Here is a 22806-nt window from a genome sequence, read left to right as displayed (position 1 = left end):
AACCGGGGATTTGTAGTGTCGGATACGATGCATCAAATGCACGGCACCGGGGAAACCGGTGCCGTGCAACCCGCTATTGAACTGCGTGGCATTGACAAGCGGTTCGGAGCGGTACACGCGAACAAGGAAATCGATCTTAAGGTCGATAAAGGAACGATCCACGGTATCGTGGGTGAGAATGGCGCGGGCAAATCGACCCTGATGAGCATTCTGTACGGCTTTTATCAGGCCGATGCGGGAACCATCCATGTCGACGGCAAATTGTGCGATATCAAAGGTTCCGAAGATGCCATCGCCGCAGGGATTGGCATGGTCCATCAGCATTTCATGCTTGTCGAGACATTTTCGGTTCTTGAAAACGTAATTCTCGGTGTTGAAGGTGGTGCAGTTCTGCGCGACGGTGTTGACCGTGCCCGCGAAGAACTTCAACGTCTTGAGCGTGAATATTCGCTCGACATTGACCCGGACGCCATTGTTGGCGATCTGTCGGTCGGTCTTCAGCAGCGTGTCGAAATTCTCAAGGCTCTGTTCCGCGGGGCCGAAATCCTGATTTTGGACGAACCGACCGGGGTTCTGACCCCGCAAGAAGCAGACCATCTGTTCCGTATTCTTGAAACCCTCAAAGAGCAGGGCAAGACGGTTGTTCTGATTACGCACAAGCTGCGTGAAATCATGGCTGCAACGGACAATGTTTCCGTCATGCGCCAGGGGGCGATGGTTGCCCATCGCAAAACCGCCGATACCAGTCCGGAAGAACTTTCCGAATTAATGGTCGGTCGCAAGGTGTTGCTGCGTCTGGAAAAAGAACAGGCACAGCCCAAAGATACCGTTCTTAAGGTCGAAAACCTTTGCGTGGAAAATGCCCAGGGCGTGCGCAAGGTCAAGAATGCCAGCTTTGACATTCGTGCGGGTGAAATCGTCGGCATTGCCGGGGTTTCCGGCAATGGTCAGAGCGAGCTGCTTGAAGCACTTGGCGGCATTCGTGCGGCCAGCGAAGGCGTTGTTGAACTTAACGGTCAGGATGTCACGCCGGGCAAGGGTGTTGATGCCGCCGAATTGCGCCGTCGCGGTGTGGCGCATGTGCCAGAAGATCGCCATCGCATGGCAATGGTAACCGCGTTCTCGGCCAAAGAAGCAGCGATTTTGGGCTACGAGGATGATCCGGCCTATCAGAAGGGTGTGTTCCTTGATTGGCATGCGATTTCCGATGCGACCGCAAAGATGATGTCGGAATTTGACGTGCGCCCGGATAATCCGGATCTCAAGGCTGCCAATTTTTCCGGTGGTAACCAGCAGAAGCTTGTTCTGGCGCGTGAAATCATGCGCGACCCGGAATTGCTTTTGGTCGGACAGCCGACCCGTGGTGTCGATATCGGGGCCATCGAATTCATCCATAAACGAATTGTCGCCATGCGGGACGCGGGCAAAGCCGTCCTGCTGGTGTCCGTGGAGCTTGACGAAATCATGTCGCTTGCCGACCGTATTCTGGTGATGTGCGATGGCGCGATCATCGGCGAAGTTGCTGCATCTGATGCGAATGAACGTGTGCTTGGTCTGATGATGGCCGGTGTTGACCCGAGCGAAGCCAAAGCCGTGGAGGGACAGTCATGAGTACGACCGTCCAGTTGCCGCGTTGGATTGATGTGGGGGCATTGCCGCTCCTCAACCTTTTGCTGGCGCTTGTTGTTTCGGGTCTTGTGGTTCTTGCGATTGGCGAGAACCCGGCAGAAGTGGTGGAAATCCTGCTTTATGGCGCGTTCGGCTATGAAGAAGCATGGGGTTACACCCTTTATTACACCACGAACTTTATCTTTACCGGGCTTGCCTTTGCGGTCGCATTCCATTGCGGGTTGTTCAATATCGGTGCCGAAGGCCAGGCCTATGTCGGTGGTCTCGGGGTGACGCTTGCCGCCCTGTATCTTGATTTCCTGCCATTTCCGGTCATGCTTGTGGTCGGAATGCTTGCAGCGATGATCTTTGGTGCGGCCTGGGCCTATATCCCGGCCTATTTGCAGGCCCGCCGCGGATCGCACATCGTGATCACCACGATCATGTTCAACTTCATCGCATCATCGCTGATGGTGTATTTGCTGGTGAATGTGTTGCGTCCCGAAGGATCAATGACCCCGGAAAGCGAACAGATCGCCGAAAATCTGCGTTTGCCCTTCATCCATGACATTGCAGGCGCGCTCGGCATCGAGATGGCGTCAAGCCCGCTTAACCTGTCCTTCGTTTATGCGATTTTGGCCAGTGTGATGGTTTGGCTGTTCATCTGGCATACCCGGTGGGGATATGCGATCAGAACGGTTGGTGCCAATGCGGTTGCCGCGACCTATGCCGGGATTGAGCCGGGCCGGTTTATCATTATTGCGATGATGATTTCAGGCGCACTTGCATCCTTTATGGCGCTAAACGAGATCATGGGGGTTCAGCACCGTTTGCTGATCGACTTTACTGCCGGTTACGGTTTTGTCGGGATTGCTGTGGCGCTGATGGGCCGCAACCATCCGTTCGGTATCTTCCTGGCCGCGTTGCTGTTTGGCATGCTGTATCAGGGCGGGGCAGAGCTTTCGTTTGAAATTCCAACCATTTCCAATGACATGGTGGTGGTTATTCAGGGCCTGGTGATCCTGTTTACCGGGGCGATGGAACATATGTTCCGTCCGCGCGTGACCAAGATGTACACCGCGTGGCGCTTACGCCGTGACGCGCAGGAGGCCGTGTGATGGAAAATTTCGAACTCGTCATTCTGTTGCTTGATGCGACGCTTCGTACATCAACACCCCTTATCCTTGCGGCACTTGCCGGCATGTTTTCCGAACGTTCGGGCACCATCAATCTGGCCCTTGAAGGCATGATGCTTGGCGGGGCGTTCTCGGCGGCGGCTGTGGCCTTTTACATGGATGATCCGTGGATCGGTCTTCTGGCCGCCATTGCGACCACGATCGGGTTGTCATTGCTTCATGGATTTGCCTGTATCACCCATAAGGGCAACCAGGTCGTATCAGGCATGGCGATCAATATCCTGATGTCGGGTTTGACGGCACTGGTCGGGATTGCCCTGTTTGCACAAGGCGGCAAAACGCCGGCACTTGACAAAGCAGCCCGTTTTCAGCCGATCACCTTGCCCGGTGCCGAGGCCGTCAAGGATGTTCCGATCATCGGTCCGATCTATTTCGAACTTCTGAGCGGGCATAACATTCTGGTCTATATCGCGTTTCTTGCCGTGCCGGCAGCATGGTGGGTGATGTATCGCACGCGATTTGGTCTGCGTCTGCGGGCAGTCGGGGAAAACCCGGGTGCGGTTGATACAGCAGGTATCGGCGTGGTGGCCATGCGCTATCGTGCAGTGATTTGCAGTGGTGTGCTTGTCGGCATGTCGGGGGCGTATCTTTCGACTGCGCAGGGGGCATCATTCCTTCAGGACATGACAGCAGGCAAAGGCTATATCGCGCTTGCTGCCATGGTGTTTGGCAAGTGGCGGCCGTTCCCGGCACTTGCGGCCTGTTTGCTGTTTGGTTTCCTTGATGCGGCAGCAACCCGCTTGCAGGGTGTTGTTCTTCCGGTGATTGGCGAAGTCCCGGTTCAGCTTGTGCAGGCGTTGCCCTATGTGCTGACGGTGATTTTGCTGGCCGGCTTTATCGGACGGGCCATTCCGCCAAAGGCGCTTGGCCGTCCGTATGTGAAGGAACGCTAAGTCTGATCCGGTCCGGTTGCGCAACATAGGCAGCCGGACCGCACTTTCTTGCGATTTCCGCTGCAAGAATTTTAATCATGACTACATGTCAACCGATGCTGTCCCGTTCGGGACGGTGTGAAATTTCAAACAGGATTACGTAAATGGGCGAGATGAAAACGGCACCGCGCGATCTGATTGACGCTGCATTGGCGGCGCGCGACAAGGCCTATGCGCCTTATTCAAAATTTCATGTCGGTGCCGCATTGCGTACAGCCGAGGGCAAAGTCATTGCTGGCTGCAATGTTGAAAATGCAGCCTATCCCGAAGGCGTCTGTGCCGAAGCCGGGGCGATTTCGGCAATGGTCTTGGCGGGCGAAACCAAATTCGATGAAATCGTGGTTGTCGGTCTTGGGGATGTTGCCTGCACACCTTGTGGTGGCTGCCGCCAGAAAATTCGCGAATTTACCGGTTCTGATGCGACGATCTTTATCATCAATGATGCCGGTGAAACGCTTTTGACCTTGTCGCGTGAAGAACTGATTCCACATTCCTTTGGTCCGGAGAACCTCAAATGAGCAACGTAAAAGCTGCATTGGACGTGATCGCCGCAAAGGCACCCGGCTTCAAGGCCGAGGTGGCATTGGTACTTGGAAGTGGTCTTGGCGGGGTTGTTGATGCCGTCAGCGATGCAATCCGCATTTCCTATGAAGATTTGCCCGGCTTTCCGCGCCCGACCGTTGTCGGACATGGCGGGACACTGGTGCTTGGCCGGATTGGTGGTGTTTCGGTCGCGGTGATGCAGGGACGGGCGCATTATTACGAACATGGTCGTTCCGATTTGATGGCAGAACCGCTTGAAACCATGCGGGAACTGGGGGCAGAGTGCCTTATTCTGACCAATGCCGCCGGATCGTTGCTGCCCGAAGCCGTTCCGGGAAGTCTGATGCTGATTACCGATCATATCAGCCTGTTTGGGCCGAACCCGCTGATTGGTTATCACGGGAATGACCGCTTTGTCGGCATGGATGTGCCTTATGATCCGGAAATCGGTTCGGGTCTTCATGACACGGCAGCCAAACTGGGGATCAAGCTGTTTGAAGGCACTTATTGCTGGTGCACGGGGCCAAGCTTTGAAACCCCGGCTGAAATCCGTGCGCTCAAGACCCTTGGGGCGGATGCGGTCGGGATGTCGACCGTTCCGGAAAACATTCTTGCGCGTCGCCTTGGCTTCAAGGTGGCGGCAATTTCAAATATCACAAACCTTGCCGCCGGCATGAGCGCAACACCGCTGAGCCACGAGCAGACACTTGAAATGTCCAAAATAGGATCTGCCAATCTTATCAAGATCTTGCTTCAATATTTTTCAGGTGCTGCCTAAACGCGGCCAAGACCGGAAAACGGTCTGAGACAGTAACGACAAGCGCGCAGGAGACAGCAGATGCTGCCGCAGGAAATTATTCGCCGCAAACGCGAAGGCGAAGTTCTTACAGACGCAGAAATTGCCTTTTTCGTCAAAGGCATCACCGATGACAGCATTAGCGAGGGACAGGTTGCGGCCCTTGCCATGGCGGTGTTTTTCAATGGGATGACCATGGACGAACGTGCCGCACTTACCCGCAACATGCGTGACAGTGGCACCGTCCTTGACTGGAAGGCGCTCGGACTTGACGGACCGGTCGTTGACAAACATTCGACCGGTGGCGTTGGTGACAAGGTCAGCCTGATGCTGGGGCCGATTGTCGGGGCATGTGGTGCATTTGTTCCGATGATTTCGGGCCGTGGACTTGGTCACACGGGTGGAACACTTGATAAATTTGATTCCATCCCCGGATACCGCACCACGCCGACCCTTGAAGAATTCGCCAAAGTTACCCGTGACGTCGGGTGTGCGATCATTGGTCAGACGTCCGACCTTGCGCCGGCTGATAAACGTTTTTATGGCATCCGCGACGTAACGGCGACGGTCGAAAGCATTCCGCTGATTACGGCATCCATCCTGTCAAAGAAACTGGCCGCCGGGCTTGATTCGCTGGTGATGGATGTGAAGTTCGGGTCGGGTGCGTTCATGAATGAATATGATCGCGCGCGTGAACTGGCGCAAAGCATCACCGAAGTCGCCACCCGCAATGGCGTTCCGACAGTTGCCCTGTTGACTGATATGGAACAGGTATTGGGCGATACGGTGGGCAATGCGCTTGAAATGGTTGAGGCGATCGATTTCCTGACCGGCAAGCATCAGGAACAGCGTGTCTATGATGTGACCATGGCGCTGGCAGCCGAAATGCTGGCGGTCAGTGGTGTTGCCACCGACGTGTCCGAAGGTCTGCGTCAGGCGACCGACGCGCTTGAAAGCGGCAAGGCGGCTGAGGTCTTTGGCAAAATGGTTGCCAGCCTGGGCGGTCCGAACGACTTTGTCGAAAAACATGCCAACTATCTTGAAGCGGCCCCGATGACCAATGCCGTCACCGCGGCCAAGACCGGTCGTGTTTTGGCGATGGATGCCCGCAAGGTTGGCCTGGCGCTTGTCGCGCTTAAGGGCGGGCGGACGCGTGCCGATCAGAAGATTGATTTCGCCGTCGGCTTTACCGATTTCATCAAGGTCGGCCAGCCGGTTTCAGCAGAAACCCCCCTGTGTGTCGCGCATACCCGTGATCAGGCGCAATTGGACGAGGCGACCGCATTGCTGCGTGAAGCCATCGTGATTGGCGATGGTGACGTTGCCCCGACCGGGTCGGAACCCGCCGTGCGCGAACGCATTGTGGCCAGCCTTAAGGGCTAAAACGTCAGCGCATGATATGTGAAAAAGGAAAGCCGGGGATTACCCCGGCTTTTTTTATTGTGTTGCAGATGCCCTGATCATGGCGGCGGCCTTTTCGGCGATCATGATGGTTGGTGAATTTGTGTTGCCTGACACGATGGTCGGCATGATTGACGCATCGGCAATGCGCAAACCGTCAAGACCGCGCAGTCGCAATTCCGGATCAACAACCGATGCCGGATCCGCCCCCATCCGACATGTCCCCACCGGATGGAAAATGGTCGTGCCGATATCACCGGCGGCACGTATCAGGTCTTCTTCGCTATCATAGGCGGGGCCGGGTTTGAATTCTTCGGGGGCATAGGGTGACAGTGCCGGCTGGCTTGCAATTTTGCGCGTCAGGCGGATGGAATCTGCGGCAACCTTTTTATCGGCATCCGCGGACAGGTAATTTGGCGCTATGGCAGGTTGCTCGGTGTGATCCGGGCTGGTGATATGGATGCTGCCCCGGCTTTGCGGGCGAAGATTGCAGACACTGGCAGTAAAGGCCGGGAACGGGTGAACCGGTTCGCCGAATTTCTCAAGCGACAGCGGCTGCACATGATATTGCAAATTGGGCGTTTCAAACGAGGCGTCAGACCTCGTAAAAATGCCCAGCTGGCTTGGTGCCATCGACATCGGGCCGGACTGGTTGAACAGATATTCCAGCGCGATGCTTGCCTTGCCAAACAGGCTGCTGGCCTTTTCATTCAGGGTTCGAATGCCGCTTACCTTGAATGCACAGCGCAGTTGCAGGTGATCCTGAAGGTTTTCACCGACCTGCGGGCTGTCGACAGCCTGTTCAATGCCATATTGCTGAAGAATGTCACCACGCCCGATCCCGGAAAGTTCAAGAATTTGCGGGGATCCGACAGAGCCGGCAGACAGAACGGTTTCGCGATTGGCATAGACCGTTTCGATGTTGCCGCCGCGTTCATATTCAACACCGGTGACACGTCCATCAGCAATGATCAGCCGACGGACATGGGCGTTGGTGCGGACTTCAAGATTTTTACGATCAAGGGCAGGGCGCAAAAACGCCTTTGATGTATTCCAGCGAATACCGCGTTTCTGGTTCACATCGAAATAGGATGATCCTTCGTTGGTGCCACGATTGAAGTCGGGAACCTTGGGAATGCCGGCCTGTTCGGCGGCATCCTGAAAGGCTTCGAGGATTTCCCAGCGCACGCGAGCCTGTTCGACCCGCCATTCGCCGCCTTCGCCGTGCAATTCGTCAGCACCGCGGTAATAATCTTCGGATTTCTTGAAAAAGGGCAGCACATCGTCCCAGCCCCAATTTGAACAACCCGATTGGCGCCATTGGTCATAATCATTGGCCTGACCACGCATATAGATCATGCCATTGATCGATGAACAGCCGCCCAGAACCTTGCCACGCGGATAGCCAAGCGATCGGCCGTTCAACCCCGGTTCGCGGACGGTGTTGAAACACCAGTCCACGTTCGGGTTGCCAATACAGTAAAGGTAACCGACCGGGATGTGAATCCAGGGATTGCGATCCTTGCCGCCAGCTTCAAGCAACAGGATGTTTGCATCAGCCATCTCCGAAAGACGGTTTGCCAATGTGCACCCGGCCGATCCTGCACCGATAATGATGTAGTCGAATTTTTGCTCCATGCGCCTGATACTCTATTTGGGGGATTTCAGGCCCAGCTTTACAGCCAGGTTTGACGCATTAAATTCGCCGACAATCCCGCGACGGAACAATAATACGCAGACGATGAAAATAAGGCCGGTCAGAACGGTGACCGGGAATCCTGTGGTCGAGAGGTAGTTTTGGACCGTGACCACAAAGGCCGCGCCAAAAATCGGGCCAAATATGGTACCAATTCCACCCAGCAATGTCATAAGGATCACTTCACCCGACATCTGCCAGGCAACATCGGTCAGGGTGGCAAACTGGAAAACCAATGCCTTAAGACCACCAGCCAGACCGGCAAGTGCAGCAGACATTACAAAGGCACCCAGTTTGTAAAGATTGACCGAATAACCAAGCGAAATTGCACGATTTTCATTTTCCCGAATGGACCGAAGTATCATGCCAAAAGGGGAATGAACGATCCGCCAGACGGCAAAAACACCAAGAACGAAGACGCCAAGAACAAAGAAATACATGTTCAAAGGCTCGTTAAGATCGATGAAGCCAAGCAGATGTCCGCGCGGAACCCCTTGAAGCCCGTCTTCACCTTTGGTGAATTCAGCCTGAAGGCAGAAGAAGAAGAACATTTGCGACAATGCCAGGGTGATCATGGCGAAATAGATACCTTGGCGGCGAATGGCGAAGAACCCGATCACCAGACCCATGACAGCGGCACCGGCCACACCAAGCAGAATTCCGGCCTCCGGTGAAAATCCCCATTCCTTGACAGCATGGGCGGTGAAATAGGCGGCACCACCAAAGAAGGCGGCATGGCCAAAGGAAAGAAGCCCCGTAAAGCCCAGCAGAAGGTTAAAGGCGCTGGCAAACAATGCAAAGCACAACACCTTCATCAGGAAAACCGGATACAACACGAAGGGCGCAAATATCAGCGCGATCAGCAGCGCGATGATAAGCGCAATCTGGACGCGGTTTGCAGTCTGATTGCGTGTTTCGGAGGTCATACTAATTTCAGTCATATCAAGCATCCCGACCAAACAGACCCGCAGGCCGGATCAACAGTACAATGGCCATGATCACAAAGATCACGATGTTGGAGGCTTCCGGATAGAATACTTTGGTCAGGCCTTCCAGAATGCCGAGCATATAGCCCGTAACAATCGCCCCCATGATAGATCCCATGCCGCCGACAACAACGATGGCAAAAACCACAATAATAAGGTTTGAACCCATCAGCGGGCTGACCTGATAGATCGGTGCCGCCATGATGCCTGCAAGTGCCGCCAGCCCGGCACCAAGCCCGTAGGTCAGCGTCAGCAGGAACGGGACATTAATGCCGAAAGATTGCACAAGCGTCGGGTTTTCGGTTGCGGCACGCAAATAGGAACCAAGCTTTGTCTTCTCGATCAACAGCCAGGTACCGATACAAACGATCAGCGAAGCAACAACAACCCAACCGCGGTAAATTGGCAAATACATGAAGCCAAGATTGACCCCGCCCGACAGCAATTCGGGTGTCTCGTAGGGTTGGCCGGATGTTCCATAGAAATAGCGGAAGCTGCCTTCTATCACGAGCGCAAGGCCAAATGTAAACAGCAGGCCGTACAAATGATCCAGGTTGTAGAGACGGCGCAAAGCAAACCGTTCAATGACGATCCCGGTCAAACCAACAATCACCGGCGCCAGCAAAAGGGCAAACCAGTAATTGACGCCGACCCATGACAGCAGAAGAAAACCTGCGAAAGCGCCCATCATGTATTGGGCGCCATGCGCGAAATTGATGACACGCAAAAGGCCAAAAATAATCGCCAGCCCAAGACTGAGCATGGCATAGAACGAACCATTGATCAGGCCGATCAGAAGCTGACCGAGAAACGCCTGAATTGGAATACCAAAAATCATAATCACGGCGTCATACTCCCAGAACTTCGTGCAGGGTTTCCATTTTCGCGGGCAGTTCCGCCAAATCAAAACCGTCTGTCACTTTCCCGTGATCCATAACGTAGAAGCGGTCGGCAATCTTGCTTGCAAAACGGAAGTTCTGTTCAACGAGCAAGATGGTCATGCCACGCGCTTTTAGGGTTTGCAGCACTTCTCCGATGCGTTGAACGATTACCGGTGCGAGACCTTCGGTCGGTTCATCAAGCAACAGCATCTTGACGCCTGTACGCAGCATGCGTGCCATGGCAAGCATCTGTTGTTCACCACCGGAAAGCTTGGTTCCCTGACTGTTACGTCTTTCCTTAAGGTTCGGGAAAAGCTGATAGATTTCCTCTACCGTCATTCCGGTATCGGACACGACAGGGGGCAGCATAAGATTTTCCTCAACACTGAGAGTCGAGAAAATTCCCCGTTCTTCCGGGACAAAACCAATGCCGACCCGTGCAGTATGATGAAGCGGGCGGTTCATAAGGTCGGTACCGTCAAAGCTGATGGTGCCGGTACGTTTGCGCAGAATGCCAACGATTGAACGCAAGGTGGTTGTCTTACCCATACCGTTGCGACCCAGTATCGTGACGGTTTCGCCTTCACGGACTTCCAGATTTACACCATGCAGGATGTGACTTTCATCGTACCAGGCATTGAGATCCCGAACGGAGAGAAGAGTTTTATCAGTCATGGTCCGTCCCCATGTAGGCGATCTTGACTTGCTCGTCATTGCTTACGGTGGCGTAGTCGCCCTCTGCCAGAATTTCACCGCGTTGCAGGACGGTGATGTGGTCACACAGGTCAGACACAACGTTCAGGTTATGCTCGACCATCAGGACAGCCCGCGTTTTTGCAACTTCTCTTATGAGCTCTGCGACCATTCCGACATCTTCGCCGCCCATACCGGCCATTGGTTCGTCAAGAAGGAGAACCTTCGGATCAAGTGCCAGCGTGGTCGCGATTTCAAGCACACGCTTGCGTCCATAGGACAGGTCCGCGGCAAGGCTGTTGCACTGATTTTGCAATCCGACCGAGGTCAGAAGTTCCATCGCCCGATCATTGAGAACATCGAGTTTGGACAAAGGCAGCCAGAACTGTGTCGACAAATTACCCGGACGCTGAAGGGCGACGCGTATATTTTCCAGTACCGTCAAATGAGGGAAAATTGCCGAAATCTGGAAAGATCGCACCAATCCCATGCGCGCGACGCGCGCAGGCGCTGTCTTGGTAATGTCCTGACCAAGAAGGGTGATCTTGCCGCTGGTCGGCTGCAGGAATTTTGTCAGAAGATTGAATACGGTGGTTTTGCCTGCGCCATTTGGTCCAATCAGCGCATGCACTTTGGCGTGATGAACGTCGATATTGACGTTGTTGACCGCAGTAAAGCCGCCAAAATCGCGACGAAGGTCACGAGCGGAAAGAACCACTCGTGACTTTGTCTCGTTTTGCTGGCTACCGGGTTTCGTGTGAAATTCGGTTGCCGTCATGGTCTTATTTCGATGCCAGGCTGCAACCGCTTTCGGCCGGATCGATGAAGGCCTTGGTGCCAGGAACGGTATCAAGGATGTTGTAGTAGTCCCAGTCACCCGTCATTTGGTCTGGCGATTTTACTTCCATGAGATACATGTCGTAAATCATGCGGCCGTTGGCGCCGACCTTGCCATTGTTGGCAAAAACGTCATTGACCGGCATTTCATGCAGGGCCTTGGCGACAGCTTCGGTTTCGTCAGTGCCGGTTTTATCAATGGCCTTGAGATACTGAAGAACTGCCGAATAGGTGCCAGCCTGGATCATGTTTGGCATACGACCCGTGCGGTCAAAGAAGCGTTTGCCAAATTCGCGGGTTTCGTCATTACGATCCCAATAGAAACCCTCGGTCAGGGTCAGCCCCTGGGATGCCTTGGCGCCAAGACCATGGACTTCTGCAAGCGTAAAGAGCAAGGCAGCCAGTCGCTGGCCGCTCTGTACGATCCCGAATTCCGATGCCTGTTTGATTGCGTTGGCGGTATCAAGACCGGCATTGGCAAGGCCAATAACTTTTGCCCCGGATGCCTGTGCCTGAAGCAGGAAGGAAGAATAGTCGTTCGTTCCAAGAGGATGACGGACTGAACCCGATACGGTACCGCCGCTTTCCTTTACAAAGTTACCGGTCTGTTCTTCGAGTGAATAGCCAAATGCGTAATCGGCAGTAAGAAAGAACCAGCTGTCTCCACCGTTATTGACCAGTGCGCCGCCGGTGCCAACAGCAAGTGCGTGCGTGTCATATGCCCAGTGGAAACCGTATGGGGAACATTGTTCGCCTGTCAGTGCCGTTGTTGCAGCACCGGTAACGATATCGATCTTTTTCTTTTCTTTTGAAATGCCCTGCACGGCAAGTGCGACCGAAGATGTCGTCAATTCCATGATGGCATCAACTTGGTCCTGATCATACCATTGACGTGCAATGTTGGCCGCGACATCAGGCTTGTTCTGATGGTCTGCTGTAATGACTTCAACCGGCTTTCCCTGAACGGTGCCGCCAAAATCTTCAACAGCCATTTTGGCTGCTTCGAATGACCAGACACCGCCGAAGTCGGCATAGACGCCCGACTGATCATTGAGAATGCCGATTTTGACGACGTCATCTGAAATCTCGGCATGGGCGGGCAGTGCAGCGGCTGCTGCCATAATTGCAACCGATGCAATCGTGAACTTCTTCATCTAGATTCCTCCCTGATGGAATGAAGTATCCGTCGTCAAGAATGAGACAACGGACTGTAGGACGTTGTTTGACTGCACATTTTTGTTATGGGTGGGCGCAAGTGAAATGTGTCAGTCAAGTATCTGAATTATTGGTATTTTTTGTTAGTTTGATTTGGTTATTCAGAACTTTGAATTACGATAACATTGACCAAAACACCTTCAAATATATAATTTTGGACAATGATTGTACAAAAATGAACAGGTCGGTGGATGCGTCAATTCTCCTGGGATGATTTGCAGTATTTTCTCGCAGTTGCACAAGAGGGCAAGCTGTCTGCGGCGGCGCGCCGATTGCGCACCAGCCACGTAACGGTTGCCCGGCGCATTGACCGCCTTGAAGAAGGCATCGGCGCCAAATTGTTTCAACGAAGCGGAACAGGCTATACCCTGACTTTCATGGGGGAAAAGCTGATGGAACCGGCCCGGGCGATGTCGATTGAAGCCGACAAGATGCTTGGTGTCGTCGGCGAGGGCACAATACCGCTAAGCGGGGTGATCCGGCTAAGTGTTCCGGAAGGATTCGGGAGTTTCTTCATCGCAGACAGGCTTCCGCACTTCGCGTCGCAACATCCGAACCTGACCATTGAAATGGTCAATATTCAGCAAATTGTTTCTCTTTCCCGGCGCGAAGCGGACATTTCGATTTCGCTTAATACGCCAAAGGCGGGGGCATACTATTTTGAAAAGATCTGCAGCTATATACTCTATATCTATGCATCCAAGGATTACCTGAAACAGCACGGCAAAATCGAACGAAGATCGGATTTGGCGAAGCATCCTTTTATTGGCTATATCGAAGACATGATCTTTACACCCGAACTGAACTATTTGGGTGAGATCGTCCCCGGATTGCGGCCGTCCTATCAGACGTCAAGCGTGTTTGCGCAGGCCAAGGCGTGTCGTGCGGGTTACGGGTTATGTGTCCTGCCATATTATATGGGCAACATGTTTGATGACCTTGTTGCGGTGATGCCCCACAGCATTCCAATCCATCGGGACTATTTTCTGGTGTGTCACAATGACGTCATTGACGCGGCGCGTATTCGACCACTCATTGATTTTATTCGGGCTGAAACAGCAAAATCGAATGACTGGTTTGCGGGTTTCCCCAGCCAATTTGTGTAACCGATTGCCCTGTACTTGAAAAATTGCGACTGAATTTGCACAACTGCGCTTGCAAGACAGGAAAATTCACCGCATTTTGATCGGTAACGAAAATTTGCCCGCCAATATGAAAATCAGAAAATATCAGGAGAGAACGGCATGGGAAAACTGGATCGGCGGCGTCGTGAGATACTCGAACTTGTGGCGTCCAACAGCTTTATGACGATTGATTCCCTTGCCGAACATTTTTCCGTAACCCCGCAAACCATCCGTCGAGACATCAACGAGATGGCCGAAGAGGGACTAATTGCGCGTTATCACGGTGGCGCGGCAAGCGTGTCCACGACCGAGAATACGGCCTATCAGGACCGTCAGGTTCTCAACCTTGGCAGCAAACGCGAAATTGCGAAACTGGTTGCCGAACATATTCCCGAAGGTGCATCGCTCTTTATCAATATCGGCACCACCAACGAGGAAGTGGCCCATGCGCTTTCGGGTCATAAAAGCCTTAAAATCATCACCAACAATCTGCATGTCGCGGAAATTTGCGCCGCCAATCAGGGGTTTGAGGTAATCATTGCCGGCGGTGTTGTGCGCCAGCGTGACTTTGGCGTGATCGGTGAGGCAACGATAGACTTCATCAACCAGTTCAAGGTCGATTACGCCATTATCGGCATTTCCGGTGTCGATGAAGACGGCAGTTTGATGGATTTCGATTATCGGGAAGTGCGGGTTGCCCGCGCGATCATTTCCAATGCGCGTCAGACATTCCTGTGTACCGATGCCTCGAAATTCGGGCGGCGCGCCATGGTACGTCTGGGGCACCTATCCGAAATTGATGCCCTGTTTACCGATCGCCATCCCGGGCCAATCTGGTCGGATGTGATCCGTGAAGCCGATGTGTCGGTCTATACCGCAAACTGATCAAGGGTAATAATTGCGTCCGGTCTGAGCGGTGCGTGATTTGGCGTGAGGCAAGGGACGGGATCAGGCGAAGATGCCGTCTTCGCGTTTGCCGGTTCGCATGGTGATCGGGCCTTGCGATGAACCATCAAGCATCTGGGTCAGATGGGCGTTGTGGGCATCATCAATATCGTCAGTTTTGCCGGACCAATAGACTTTGCCATCATGCATCATCATCAGGTTTTGATACCGGGTGCGGGCGATTTGCATATCGTTGGTGATCGAAATGACGGTGGTGCCGCGCTGTGTCGCGATTTTTGAAATCATCAGTTCGATATGGTTCGACAAAACCGGATCAAGCCCCGCAGTCGGATTGTCAAGCAACAGAAGTTCCGGATCGGTTGAGATTGCCCGCGCAATGCCAACGCGCTTTTGCATGCCCCCCGACAGATCGCTTGGTGTCAGTTCCGCACTTTCTTCGGCCAGCCCGACAAGTCCAAGCAGTTCGACAGCGCGTTCTTTGGCGGCCTTGCGGCTGAGTGTGCCCAGTTCAATCTGACGAAAACAGATGTTTTCCCAGACCGTCAGACTGTCAAACAGGGCGTTTTGTTGAAACAGCATGCCGATCTTTGCCGCCCATTTCGGACGTTCGGGAGCGTTGGTATCGCTGACATCATCCTGATCAAGGTAAATGGTACCTTCATCAGCACCATAAATGCCCACCAGGCATTTCATCAGAACACTTTTCCCGGCCGCGGACGGCCCGATAATCGCCAGTGTTTCGCCCCGCGAAAGGGTCAGATCGACATTGTTGACGGCAACCACAGACCCGAAGCGTTTGGTGAGTTTTTGAACGGCAACGAAGGCCGTGCTATCCGAATGAGAAGATGCAGCTTGGGTCATTGAAATTCCGGTTGTGATCCAGTTTGCGCAGAGTTTCGGCAATTGGCGGGCAGGGGGCAAGCATCAATTTCACAAAAATGAAAACGGCCCCGATCGGGGCCGTTTTGCATAAGGTCGAGAAGTCTGAGAATCCGATTAGTGCGAAAGAATCTGGCTGAGGAACAGCTTGGTACGTTCGCTTTTCGGATTGTCGAAGAATTCATGCGGACCAGCCATTTCAATGATCTGGCCGGCATCCATAAAGATCACGCGATCGGCGACCTCTTTGGCAAAGCCCATTTCGTGGGTCACGCACAGCATGGTCATGCCTTCTTTTGCAAGTTCGACCATAACGTCGAGAACTTCCTTGACCATTTCCGGGTCAAGTGCCGAGGTCGGCTCATCAAACAGCATGATTTTCGGCTGCATGCAGAGCGAACGGGCAATGGCCACACGCTGCTGCTGACCACCGGAAAGCTGACCCGGATATTTGTGGGCCTGCTCGGCGATGCGGACACGCTCAAGATAGTGCATGGCCAGATCATTGGCTTCTTTCTTGGGCATCTTGCGAACCCAGATCGGCGCCAGTGTCAGGTTTTCAAGCACAGTCATGTGCGGGAACAGGTTGAAGTGCTGGAATACCATGCATACTTCGCGACGAACGGCTTCGATGTTTTTGACATCGTCACCAAGAAGGATGCCATCCACGGTGATTTCGCCGGTCTGATAGGTTTCCAGACGGTTCATCGTGCGGATCAGTGTCGATTTACCCGAACCCGACGGGCCACAGATAACGATACGCTCACCCTTGCGAACGGTAAGGTCAATATCCCGCAGAACGTGGAAATTGCCGTACCATTTGTTCATCTTGTTGACGACGATGACATCTTCCTCGCTCGGAGAAGGCACAGCGCCGGTAGTGGTTTCAGTTGCTACAGTCATTGTTCTTTCCTCACTCCTTACCTGCGTTCGCCTTTGCGAAGCTCTTTTTCAAGATAGGCGGAATATTTCGCCATCGAGAAACAGATCAGGAAGAAAATTGCCGCGGCGAAGGCATAACCTTCGACGTAATACTTGGTCCAGGCCGGGTCACTGCGCAGTGCCAGCTTCACGGTGCCAAGGAAGTCAAACAGGCCGATAATCACGACCAGCGTGGTATCCTTGAACATCGAAATAAAGCTGTTCACGGTTGGCGGAATAACCAAACGCAGTGCCTGCGGCAGGATGATCAGGCGCATGGACTGCCAATAGGACAGTGCAAGGCTGTCACCTGCTTCAAACTGGCCACGCGGAACGGCCTGCAAACCACCACGGAATACCTCGGCAAGGTAGGCGGCGGTAAACAGGATGATACCGATCTGTGCACGCAGCAACTTGTCGATGGTAACCCCATCGGGCAGGAACAGCGGGAACATGACCGATGCCATGAACAGAACCGTAATCAGCGGCACACCACGAATGACTTCGATATAGACCACGGACATGGTTTTGATGGCCGGCATGTGCGACTGGCGACCCAGTGCAAGAAGCAAACCGAACGGAAAGGCAAAGATCACACCGATCGATGACAGGATCAGGGTCAGCGGCAGGCCGCCCCAATAGCTGTTCTGGACATAGGTAAGACCCAGAACACCACCCCACATCAGAATGGCAATGATCGGTACACCGATTACCCACATCGGGATGATTGCCTTGCGCAGGCGGGGATACTTAACCGCGCCAAGGCTGCCGCAGATGATGCCCATCAATATGATCATGGCCAGCAGCGGACGCCACTGTTCATCATACGGATAGGTGCCAAACAGGATCAGCCGCAAGTTGGCATTCACAAAGCCCCAGCAGGCACCGCTTACTTCTTTACAGCCCTCGATGGTTGGTTCCAGGGTTGCGTTGACAATGCCCCATTCGATGATCGGCGGGATCAACCACAGCAGAAAGGCGATGGCGCCAATCGTCAGGATGGAATTGAACCAGCCGTCAAACAGGTTCTTCTTCGACCAGGACACGGCACGTTCGGCAAAGGTGCCGGTAGGAAGAGGAGGTGATTTTGCGTTATCGGACATATTACCTCTCCACCAGTGCCATTTTCTTGTTGAACCAGTTCATAAAGAGCGAGGTCAACAAGGACAAACCAAGATAGATCGACATGAAGATCGAGATGGCCTCGATCGCCTGACCTGTCTGGTTCATGGTCGTGTTGGAAACAGAAACCAGATCCGGATAACCAACCGCAACCGCAAGCGAGCTGTTTTTGGTCAGGTTCAGATACTGGTTGGTGAGCGGCGGGATCGCAACGCGCATGGATTGCGGCAGGATCACTTTGCGAAGGGCGACAGAACGCTTGATGCCAAGACTGTCGGCCGCTTCCCACTGGCCACTCGGAACAGCCTGGATACCGGAACGGACAACCTCGGCAACATAGGTCGAGGTATAGACAGTCAGGCCGATCAGAACCGCCAAGAATTCCGGCGAAATGTTATAACCGCCACGAATGTTGAAGCCTTTGAGTTCCGGCATGCTCATTTCGGTCGGTGCACCACCTGCCAGATAGGCAAGCAAGACAAGACCGACAAAAATGCCAAGACCGGTCAGGAACATCGGGAATGGTTGCCCGGTTGCGTCCTGACGTTTCTTCGCCCAGCGTTTGATGAAGAAGATCGCAACAAGTGCGATGATCGCGGCAATCCCCATCAGGGTATAGGCCGTATCAGCCACCGGAACCGGCATATACATGCCGCGCGACGTGAAAAGCACACCCGGAAGAGGTTCCAGCGCATCACGCGGGTGGGGGAACGCCCCGGGGATCAGCGCGTACCAGAAGAACAGCTGAAGCAGGACCGGGATGTTACGGAAGGTTTCAACGTAAACCGTTGCCAGTTTCCGTACGATCCAGTTTGACGACAGGCGTGCGACGCCGAAAATCGTACCAATGATCGTGCAAAGAACGATGCCAAGCACCGAGACCTTTACGGTGTTGAGAAGACCGACGACCAGTGCTGTCGCGTAATTGCTTTTGGCACTGTAATCAATCATGGTCTCGCTGATCTCGAAGGATGCTTCAAGATCAAGGAACCCGTAGCCGGTAGAGATGTTCTGCTGCGCGAGGTTGTACAGGGTGTTCGACACCAGGTACCAACCAGCCAGAATGATAAGACCGATCGCGACGATCTGGTAAAGCACGGCGCGAACGTTCTCGTCATTCAGGTAATCGACGAGGCTCTTGGAGCGAACATCCCCCTGGGCATTTTGAGGCTTACTCATATGACCCTCAGGTGTAGATTGTATCCAAAATCAGTAGCCACCTAACGAAAAGCTCCGCCCATGCGTTCAGGCAGTGGGGCGGAGCTTCGTAGGTTTTAGCGTACGGTTGCTATCGTATTAGCGAACCGGCCATGCGTACTGCAGGCCACCATCGGTCCACAGAGCGTTCAGACCACGCTCGAGGCCAAGCTTGGCGGTAACGTTTTTCTCGTAGCTTTCGCCGTAGTTACCAACGTTCTTGATGATGCGGTAAGCCCACTCTTCGTCAAGACCAAGAGCTTCGCCCATGCCCGGCGATACGCCCAGCAGACGCTGGATGCCCGGGTTGGTGCTGTTTGCTTTCATGTCGTCAACATTTTCCATGGTGACGCCAAGCTCTTCTGCTTCGACCATTGCGGTCAGCGCCCAACGAGCTACGTCCGACCACTGTTCGTCACCCTGGGCGACAACCGGGCCAAGCGGCTCTTTGGAGATGATTTCCGGAAGGATCATGTAATCATCCGGGTTTTCCGCCATGGTGGTGCGGATCGAAGCAAGACCCGAAGCATCCGTGGTGTAAACGTCGCAACGGCCCGAGAAGAAGGCTGCGGTTGCTTCGTTGATGTTTTCGATAACGACCGGCTCGAAGCTCATGCCTTTCGCGCGGAAGTAATCAGCCAGGTTCAGCTCGGTCGTGGTGCCCGGCTCAACGCAGACGGTTGCGCCGTCAAGCTCGGTCGCGCTTTTAACGCCAAGAGCTTTCGGGATCAGGAAGCCCTGACCGTCATAGTAGTTGATGCCGACAAAGGTCAGACCCAGTTTCGCGTCACGAGTGGTGGTTGCCGTGGTGTTACGCGACAGAATGTCGATTTCACCAGACTGCAGAGCGGTGAAACGCTGTGCGGCGGTCAGCGGGGTGTACTGAACGCTGTTTGCGTCACCGAGAACTGCTGCTGCAATTGCACGGCAAACATCAACGTCAATGCCTTCCCACTTACCTTCGGCATTGGCAGCGGAGAAACCCGGAAGACCGGTGTTCACGCCACACTGAACGAAACCTTTGGCCTTAATGCCGTCAAGCACGGCACCAGCCTGTGCATTCTGCGCGGCAACGGCTGCAACGGTCATTGCGCCTGCGGCAAGGATCGTTTTGATTTTCATAGATGAGCTCCCTTATTAGCAAAGCATTGTTTTTAGCTTTTGTACCACCCTGGATACGCGATGTAGCATATCCATCTATCCAAATAGATTGGATTGCCAAATTAAGAAATTTTAGGCCGCTATGTGTCAAGTGCGAAAAATTTTATACTGGTCGGGCCAAAGCCGATTTGGTCGGAAAATCGCCGGTTTTTGGCTGTTGGTCGCGGTATGAATGTTTGAACTTCTATAAATGGCGAATTGAGAATTATCTGTTATATCAGTAATTTAACGGATGAATTGACAGTGCAAGGGGATGCTTTTGCAGATTGCACGAACTTTTTTCGCGCAGAATGAACAACTGTTCAAAAAAAGGTCAATATTTCACCCTGTGTAAAAATGATGCACTTCGCGGTGCGGAATCGGACGGGAATGACTCCGGCCTCTTTCCGCCGGGGCCGCGTGAAACCGCAAAAGAAAAACACCTCCTGACCGGATGTTCAGGAGGTGTTGTGTGATTATTTCTTGAGTTCACCAAGATTGGAGAACAGCTCGAGCGCTGTGGGATTTGCTAGAGCTTCCTGATTTTTGACCGGGCGCCCGTGAACCACATCACGCACCGCAAGTTCGGTGATCTTGCCCGATTTGGTGCGTGGAATATCGGCAACGGCAATCACCTTTGCCGGAACATGGCGCGGGGTGCAGTTGTTGCGGATCTGCTTTTTGATCTTGTCGATCAGAGCTGCATCCAATTCGTAATTATCGCGCAGCACAACAAACAGAATGACCCTTACGTCATTATCCCAGTCCTGACCGATGACAATCGATTCCTGAATTTCAGGAAGCTTTTCGACCTGGCGATAGATTTCGGCCGTACCGATACGCACACCACCCGGATTAAGCGTCGCGTCCGAGCGGCCATAGATAACCATGCCGCCTTCGTCGTCGAGTTCGACATAATCGCCATGGCACCAGATATTCTCGAACCGGTCAAAATAAGCGGCATGATACCGTGATCCGTCCGGATCGTTCCAGAAGCCGACCGGCATGGACGGGAAGGGCTTGGTGCAGACCAGTTCGCCTTTCTCGTTGCGAACGGCTTTGCCGTCATCGTTAAAGATGTCCACAGCAACCCCAAGGGCGCGGGTCTGGATGACGCCGCGTTTGACCGGCAGAACCGGTGATGCCAGCACGAAACAGCCAAGGATGTCGGTGCCCCCCGAAATTGATGCCAGATGAATGTCTTCCTTGATGTCGCGGTAAACGTAATCAAAGCTTTCAGGTGCCAGCGGCGAGCCTGTCGATGTCATCGCACGTACGGTTGACAGATCGTGGGTCGCACGCGGTTTGAGTTCTGCCTTGGCCAAGGCATCAATATATTTGGCAGATGTCCCGAACAGGGTCATGCCTTCTGCATCGGCATAGTCAAACAGGATGTTGCCGCTGGGATAGAAGGGCGATCCATCATACAGCAGCAGCGTTGCCCCGGCAGCCAGACCGGCCATCAGCCAGTTCCACATCATCCAGCCGCAGGTGGTGAAATAGAATACCCGGTCGCCCGGTGCCACGTCACAATGCAGGACATGTTCGGAGACCTGTTTCAACAAGGTTCCGCCGGTGCCATGGACAATGCATTTCGGTTTGCCCGTTGTTCCCGACGAGAACATGACATAAAGCGGATGATTGAATTCAACCTGTTCAAAGGTGATCTTTGCGCCTTCGAACGGGGCGATGAAATCATCATAGGTAACCGCGTTGCGAATGCCGGTGCTGTCAGTGCCATCAAAGGCATATTTGACGATGACGACCTTTTTCAGGCTGTCGATCCGGTCAACAACATCGCGGACCTTTTCGCGGATGTCGTGCTGTTTGCCATTATAATGGTATCCATCGACCGTAATCATCACAGTCGGTTCGATCTGGCCGAAGCGATCAACAACGCCCTGAACGCCAAAGTCGGGGGAGGCGGAAGACCAGGTTGCCCCGATGGCGGCCGTTGCAAGCAGCGCGATCACGGTTTCGCCCATATTGGGCATATAGCCGCAGACGCGATCGCCTTTGCCGACACCTTCGGCGCGCAGGGCCTGTGAAAAGCGCGACACGGCGATATTGAGGTCCGCCCATGACAGACGTGTTTTTACCTTGTCCTCGCCCCAGAAAACCAGGGCATCGGTATTGTCATCGCGAACCAGAAGGTTTTCCGCAAAATTCAGGCGTGCATCGGGGAAAAACTGTGCGCCGGGCATTTTGTTGCCGTCAATCAGGACGCGCTCACCCCAGGTTTCAGCTTTAAGATCAGTATATTCAATCAGGGCAGGCCAGAACTTTTCAGCCTGATCCACAGACCAGTCATACAGCGCTGTGAAGCTTTGGAGATCCAGACCGTGTTTATCGTTAACCCAGCGGCGAAAGCTGGTGACATTTGCGTTTTCAACGCGTTCCGTCGTCGGTTTCCAAAGCACGTCGCTCATGATGGGGCCTCTGTTTCCTGCCTGTTTGTGATTGTTTGATAGCGTCCAAATGGGGCGCTAATTTGGTATCTTCATACCGTTTTTCTACGGTGAAAAATGTCGGGCGGCAAGCAGAGTAACGTCGATGCCCAATATTGGTAATACCAATTATGTCAAAAATCCTGCGATATAAGATTGAGATAGTTTGATAATCATTTGATAAATATCGATGTTATTGGAAATCATTAGAAGTAAAAAATCTTTGCCGGGATTGGTGATTATTTGCGCGGTTTGCTAATTAAATGACAAAAATCAATGTGATTTT

Annotated in this window: 20 protein-coding genes; 8 read left to right on the top strand and 12 right to left on the bottom strand. The window is 53.4% G+C overall.

Features of this window, described 5'->3' with window-relative positions; translation table 11 throughout:
- Positions 1 to 27 precede the first annotated feature (27 nt).
- From SIB88_RS13440 to deoA, 6 genes are all read left to right on the top strand, one after another.
- Entirely contained in the window at positions 28 to 1611 is a 1584-nt protein-coding gene (locus SIB88_RS13440; protein ID WP_412559412.1) for an ABC transporter ATP-binding protein, read from the top strand.
- Complete coding sequence (locus tag SIB88_RS13435; RefSeq protein ID WP_412558255.1) at positions 1608 to 2726, top strand: ABC transporter permease; 1119 nt, start codon at positions 1608 to 1610, stop codon at positions 2724 to 2726. The genes SIB88_RS13440 and SIB88_RS13435 overlap by 4 nt, the downstream gene beginning before the upstream one ends.
- Positions 2726 to 3697: an ABC transporter permease gene (locus tag SIB88_RS13430; RefSeq protein ID WP_068519191.1), complete on the top strand. Its 972-nt coding sequence runs from the start codon at positions 2726 to 2728 to the stop codon at positions 3695 to 3697. The genes SIB88_RS13435 and SIB88_RS13430 overlap by 1 nt, the downstream gene beginning before the upstream one ends.
- 143 nt (positions 3698 to 3840) lie before the next feature.
- Positions 3841 to 4254, top strand: coding sequence for a cytidine deaminase (locus tag SIB88_RS13425; RefSeq protein ID WP_341650841.1), 414 nt, complete (start codon positions 3841 to 3843; stop codon positions 4252 to 4254).
- Positions 4251 to 5057: a purine-nucleoside phosphorylase gene (locus tag SIB88_RS13420; protein ID WP_412558254.1), complete on the top strand. Its 807-nt coding sequence runs from the start codon at positions 4251 to 4253 to the stop codon at positions 5055 to 5057. The genes SIB88_RS13425 and SIB88_RS13420 overlap by 4 nt, the downstream gene beginning before the upstream one ends.
- A gap of 60 nt (positions 5058 to 5117) precedes the next feature.
- Positions 5118 to 6458: a thymidine phosphorylase gene (gene deoA, locus SIB88_RS13415; RefSeq protein ID WP_068519189.1), complete on the top strand. Its 1341-nt coding sequence runs from the start codon at positions 5118 to 5120 to the stop codon at positions 6456 to 6458.
- Positions 6459 to 6512: 54 nt separating this feature from the next.
- Here deoA and SIB88_RS13410 read toward each other — a convergent pair whose 3' ends face one another.
- From SIB88_RS13410 to SIB88_RS13385, 6 genes are all read right to left on the bottom strand, one after another.
- Positions 6513 to 8114 carry a GMC family oxidoreductase gene (locus SIB88_RS13410; RefSeq protein WP_289078751.1) on the bottom strand — a complete coding sequence of 534 codons (1602 nt, stop codon included), beginning with the start codon at positions 8112 to 8114 and terminating at the stop codon, positions 6513 to 6515.
- Positions 8115 to 8126: 12 nt separating this feature from the next.
- Positions 8127 to 9098, bottom strand: coding sequence for a branched-chain amino acid ABC transporter permease (locus tag SIB88_RS13405; RefSeq protein WP_231856748.1), 972 nt, complete (start codon positions 9096 to 9098; stop codon positions 8127 to 8129).
- Positions 9099 to 9114: 16 nt separating this feature from the next.
- On the bottom strand, positions 9115 to 9999 hold the full coding sequence (locus SIB88_RS13400; protein ID WP_206927787.1) for a branched-chain amino acid ABC transporter permease: 885 nt from the start codon (positions 9997 to 9999) through the stop codon (positions 9115 to 9117).
- Between the two features lie 7 nt (positions 10000 to 10006).
- Positions 10007 to 10714, bottom strand: coding sequence for an ABC transporter ATP-binding protein (locus tag SIB88_RS13395; RefSeq protein WP_101246134.1), 708 nt, complete (start codon positions 10712 to 10714; stop codon positions 10007 to 10009).
- Positions 10707 to 11450 (bottom strand): ABC transporter ATP-binding protein, encoded by a 744-nt coding sequence (locus SIB88_RS13390; protein WP_323133589.1) that lies wholly within the window; start codon positions 11448 to 11450, stop codon positions 10707 to 10709. The genes SIB88_RS13395 and SIB88_RS13390 overlap by 8 nt, the downstream gene beginning before the upstream one ends.
- A 64-nt stretch (positions 11451 to 11514) precedes the next feature.
- Positions 11515 to 12723 carry an ABC transporter substrate-binding protein gene (locus tag SIB88_RS13385; RefSeq protein WP_412558253.1) on the bottom strand — a complete coding sequence of 403 codons (1209 nt, stop codon included), beginning with the start codon at positions 12721 to 12723 and terminating at the stop codon, positions 11515 to 11517.
- A gap of 252 nt (positions 12724 to 12975) precedes the next feature.
- Between SIB88_RS13385 and SIB88_RS13380 the strand changes: the two genes are divergently transcribed.
- A complete protein-coding gene (locus SIB88_RS13380) occupies positions 12976 to 13890 on the top strand; it encodes a LysR family transcriptional regulator (protein ID WP_287465135.1) in 915 nt (304 codons plus the stop codon).
- A gap of 138 nt (positions 13891 to 14028) precedes the next feature.
- The gene (locus SIB88_RS13375; protein WP_068519181.1) at positions 14029 to 14793 is read left to right on the top strand and encodes a DeoR/GlpR family DNA-binding transcription regulator; all 765 of its coding nucleotides are present in this window, start codon (positions 14029 to 14031) and stop codon (positions 14791 to 14793) included.
- Positions 14794 to 14856: 63 nt separating this feature from the next.
- On the opposite strand, the gene SIB88_RS13370 is transcribed toward SIB88_RS13375, so the two are convergent.
- The 6 genes from SIB88_RS13370 to SIB88_RS13345 form a co-directional block, all read right to left on the bottom strand.
- On the bottom strand, positions 14857 to 15675 hold the full coding sequence (locus SIB88_RS13370; RefSeq protein ID WP_412558252.1) for an ABC transporter ATP-binding protein: 819 nt from the start codon (positions 15673 to 15675) through the stop codon (positions 14857 to 14859).
- A 135-nt stretch (positions 15676 to 15810) separates the two neighbouring features.
- On the bottom strand, positions 15811 to 16596 hold the full coding sequence (locus SIB88_RS13365) for an amino acid ABC transporter ATP-binding protein (protein WP_068519179.1): 786 nt from the start codon (positions 16594 to 16596) through the stop codon (positions 15811 to 15813).
- A 17-nt stretch (positions 16597 to 16613) separates the two neighbouring features.
- Positions 16614 to 17717 carry an amino acid ABC transporter permease gene (locus tag SIB88_RS13360; RefSeq protein WP_412558251.1) on the bottom strand — a complete coding sequence of 368 codons (1104 nt, stop codon included), beginning with the start codon at positions 17715 to 17717 and terminating at the stop codon, positions 16614 to 16616.
- Between the two features lies 1 nt (position 17718).
- Positions 17719 to 18915: an amino acid ABC transporter permease gene (locus SIB88_RS13355; RefSeq protein ID WP_068519177.1), complete on the bottom strand. Its 1197-nt coding sequence runs from the start codon at positions 18913 to 18915 to the stop codon at positions 17719 to 17721.
- Between the two features lie 117 nt (positions 18916 to 19032).
- On the bottom strand, positions 19033 to 20055 hold the full coding sequence (locus tag SIB88_RS13350; RefSeq protein WP_068519176.1) for an amino acid ABC transporter substrate-binding protein: 1023 nt from the start codon (positions 20053 to 20055) through the stop codon (positions 19033 to 19035).
- 494 nt (positions 20056 to 20549) lie between these two features.
- Complete coding sequence (locus SIB88_RS13345; protein ID WP_412558250.1) at positions 20550 to 22502, bottom strand: acetoacetate--CoA ligase; 1953 nt, start codon at positions 22500 to 22502, stop codon at positions 20550 to 20552.
- Between the last annotated feature and the right edge of the window lie 304 nt (positions 22503 to 22806).

Origin of the sequence: Thalassospira sp. MIT121401, from assembly GCF_047125595.1 — a bacterium.
GTDB lineage: Bacteria > Pseudomonadota > Alphaproteobacteria > Rhodospirillales > Thalassospiraceae > Thalassospira > Thalassospira povalilytica.
The sequence above is the reverse complement of the archived record's forward strand: the minus strand, read 5'-3'. Positions and strand labels throughout refer to the sequence as shown.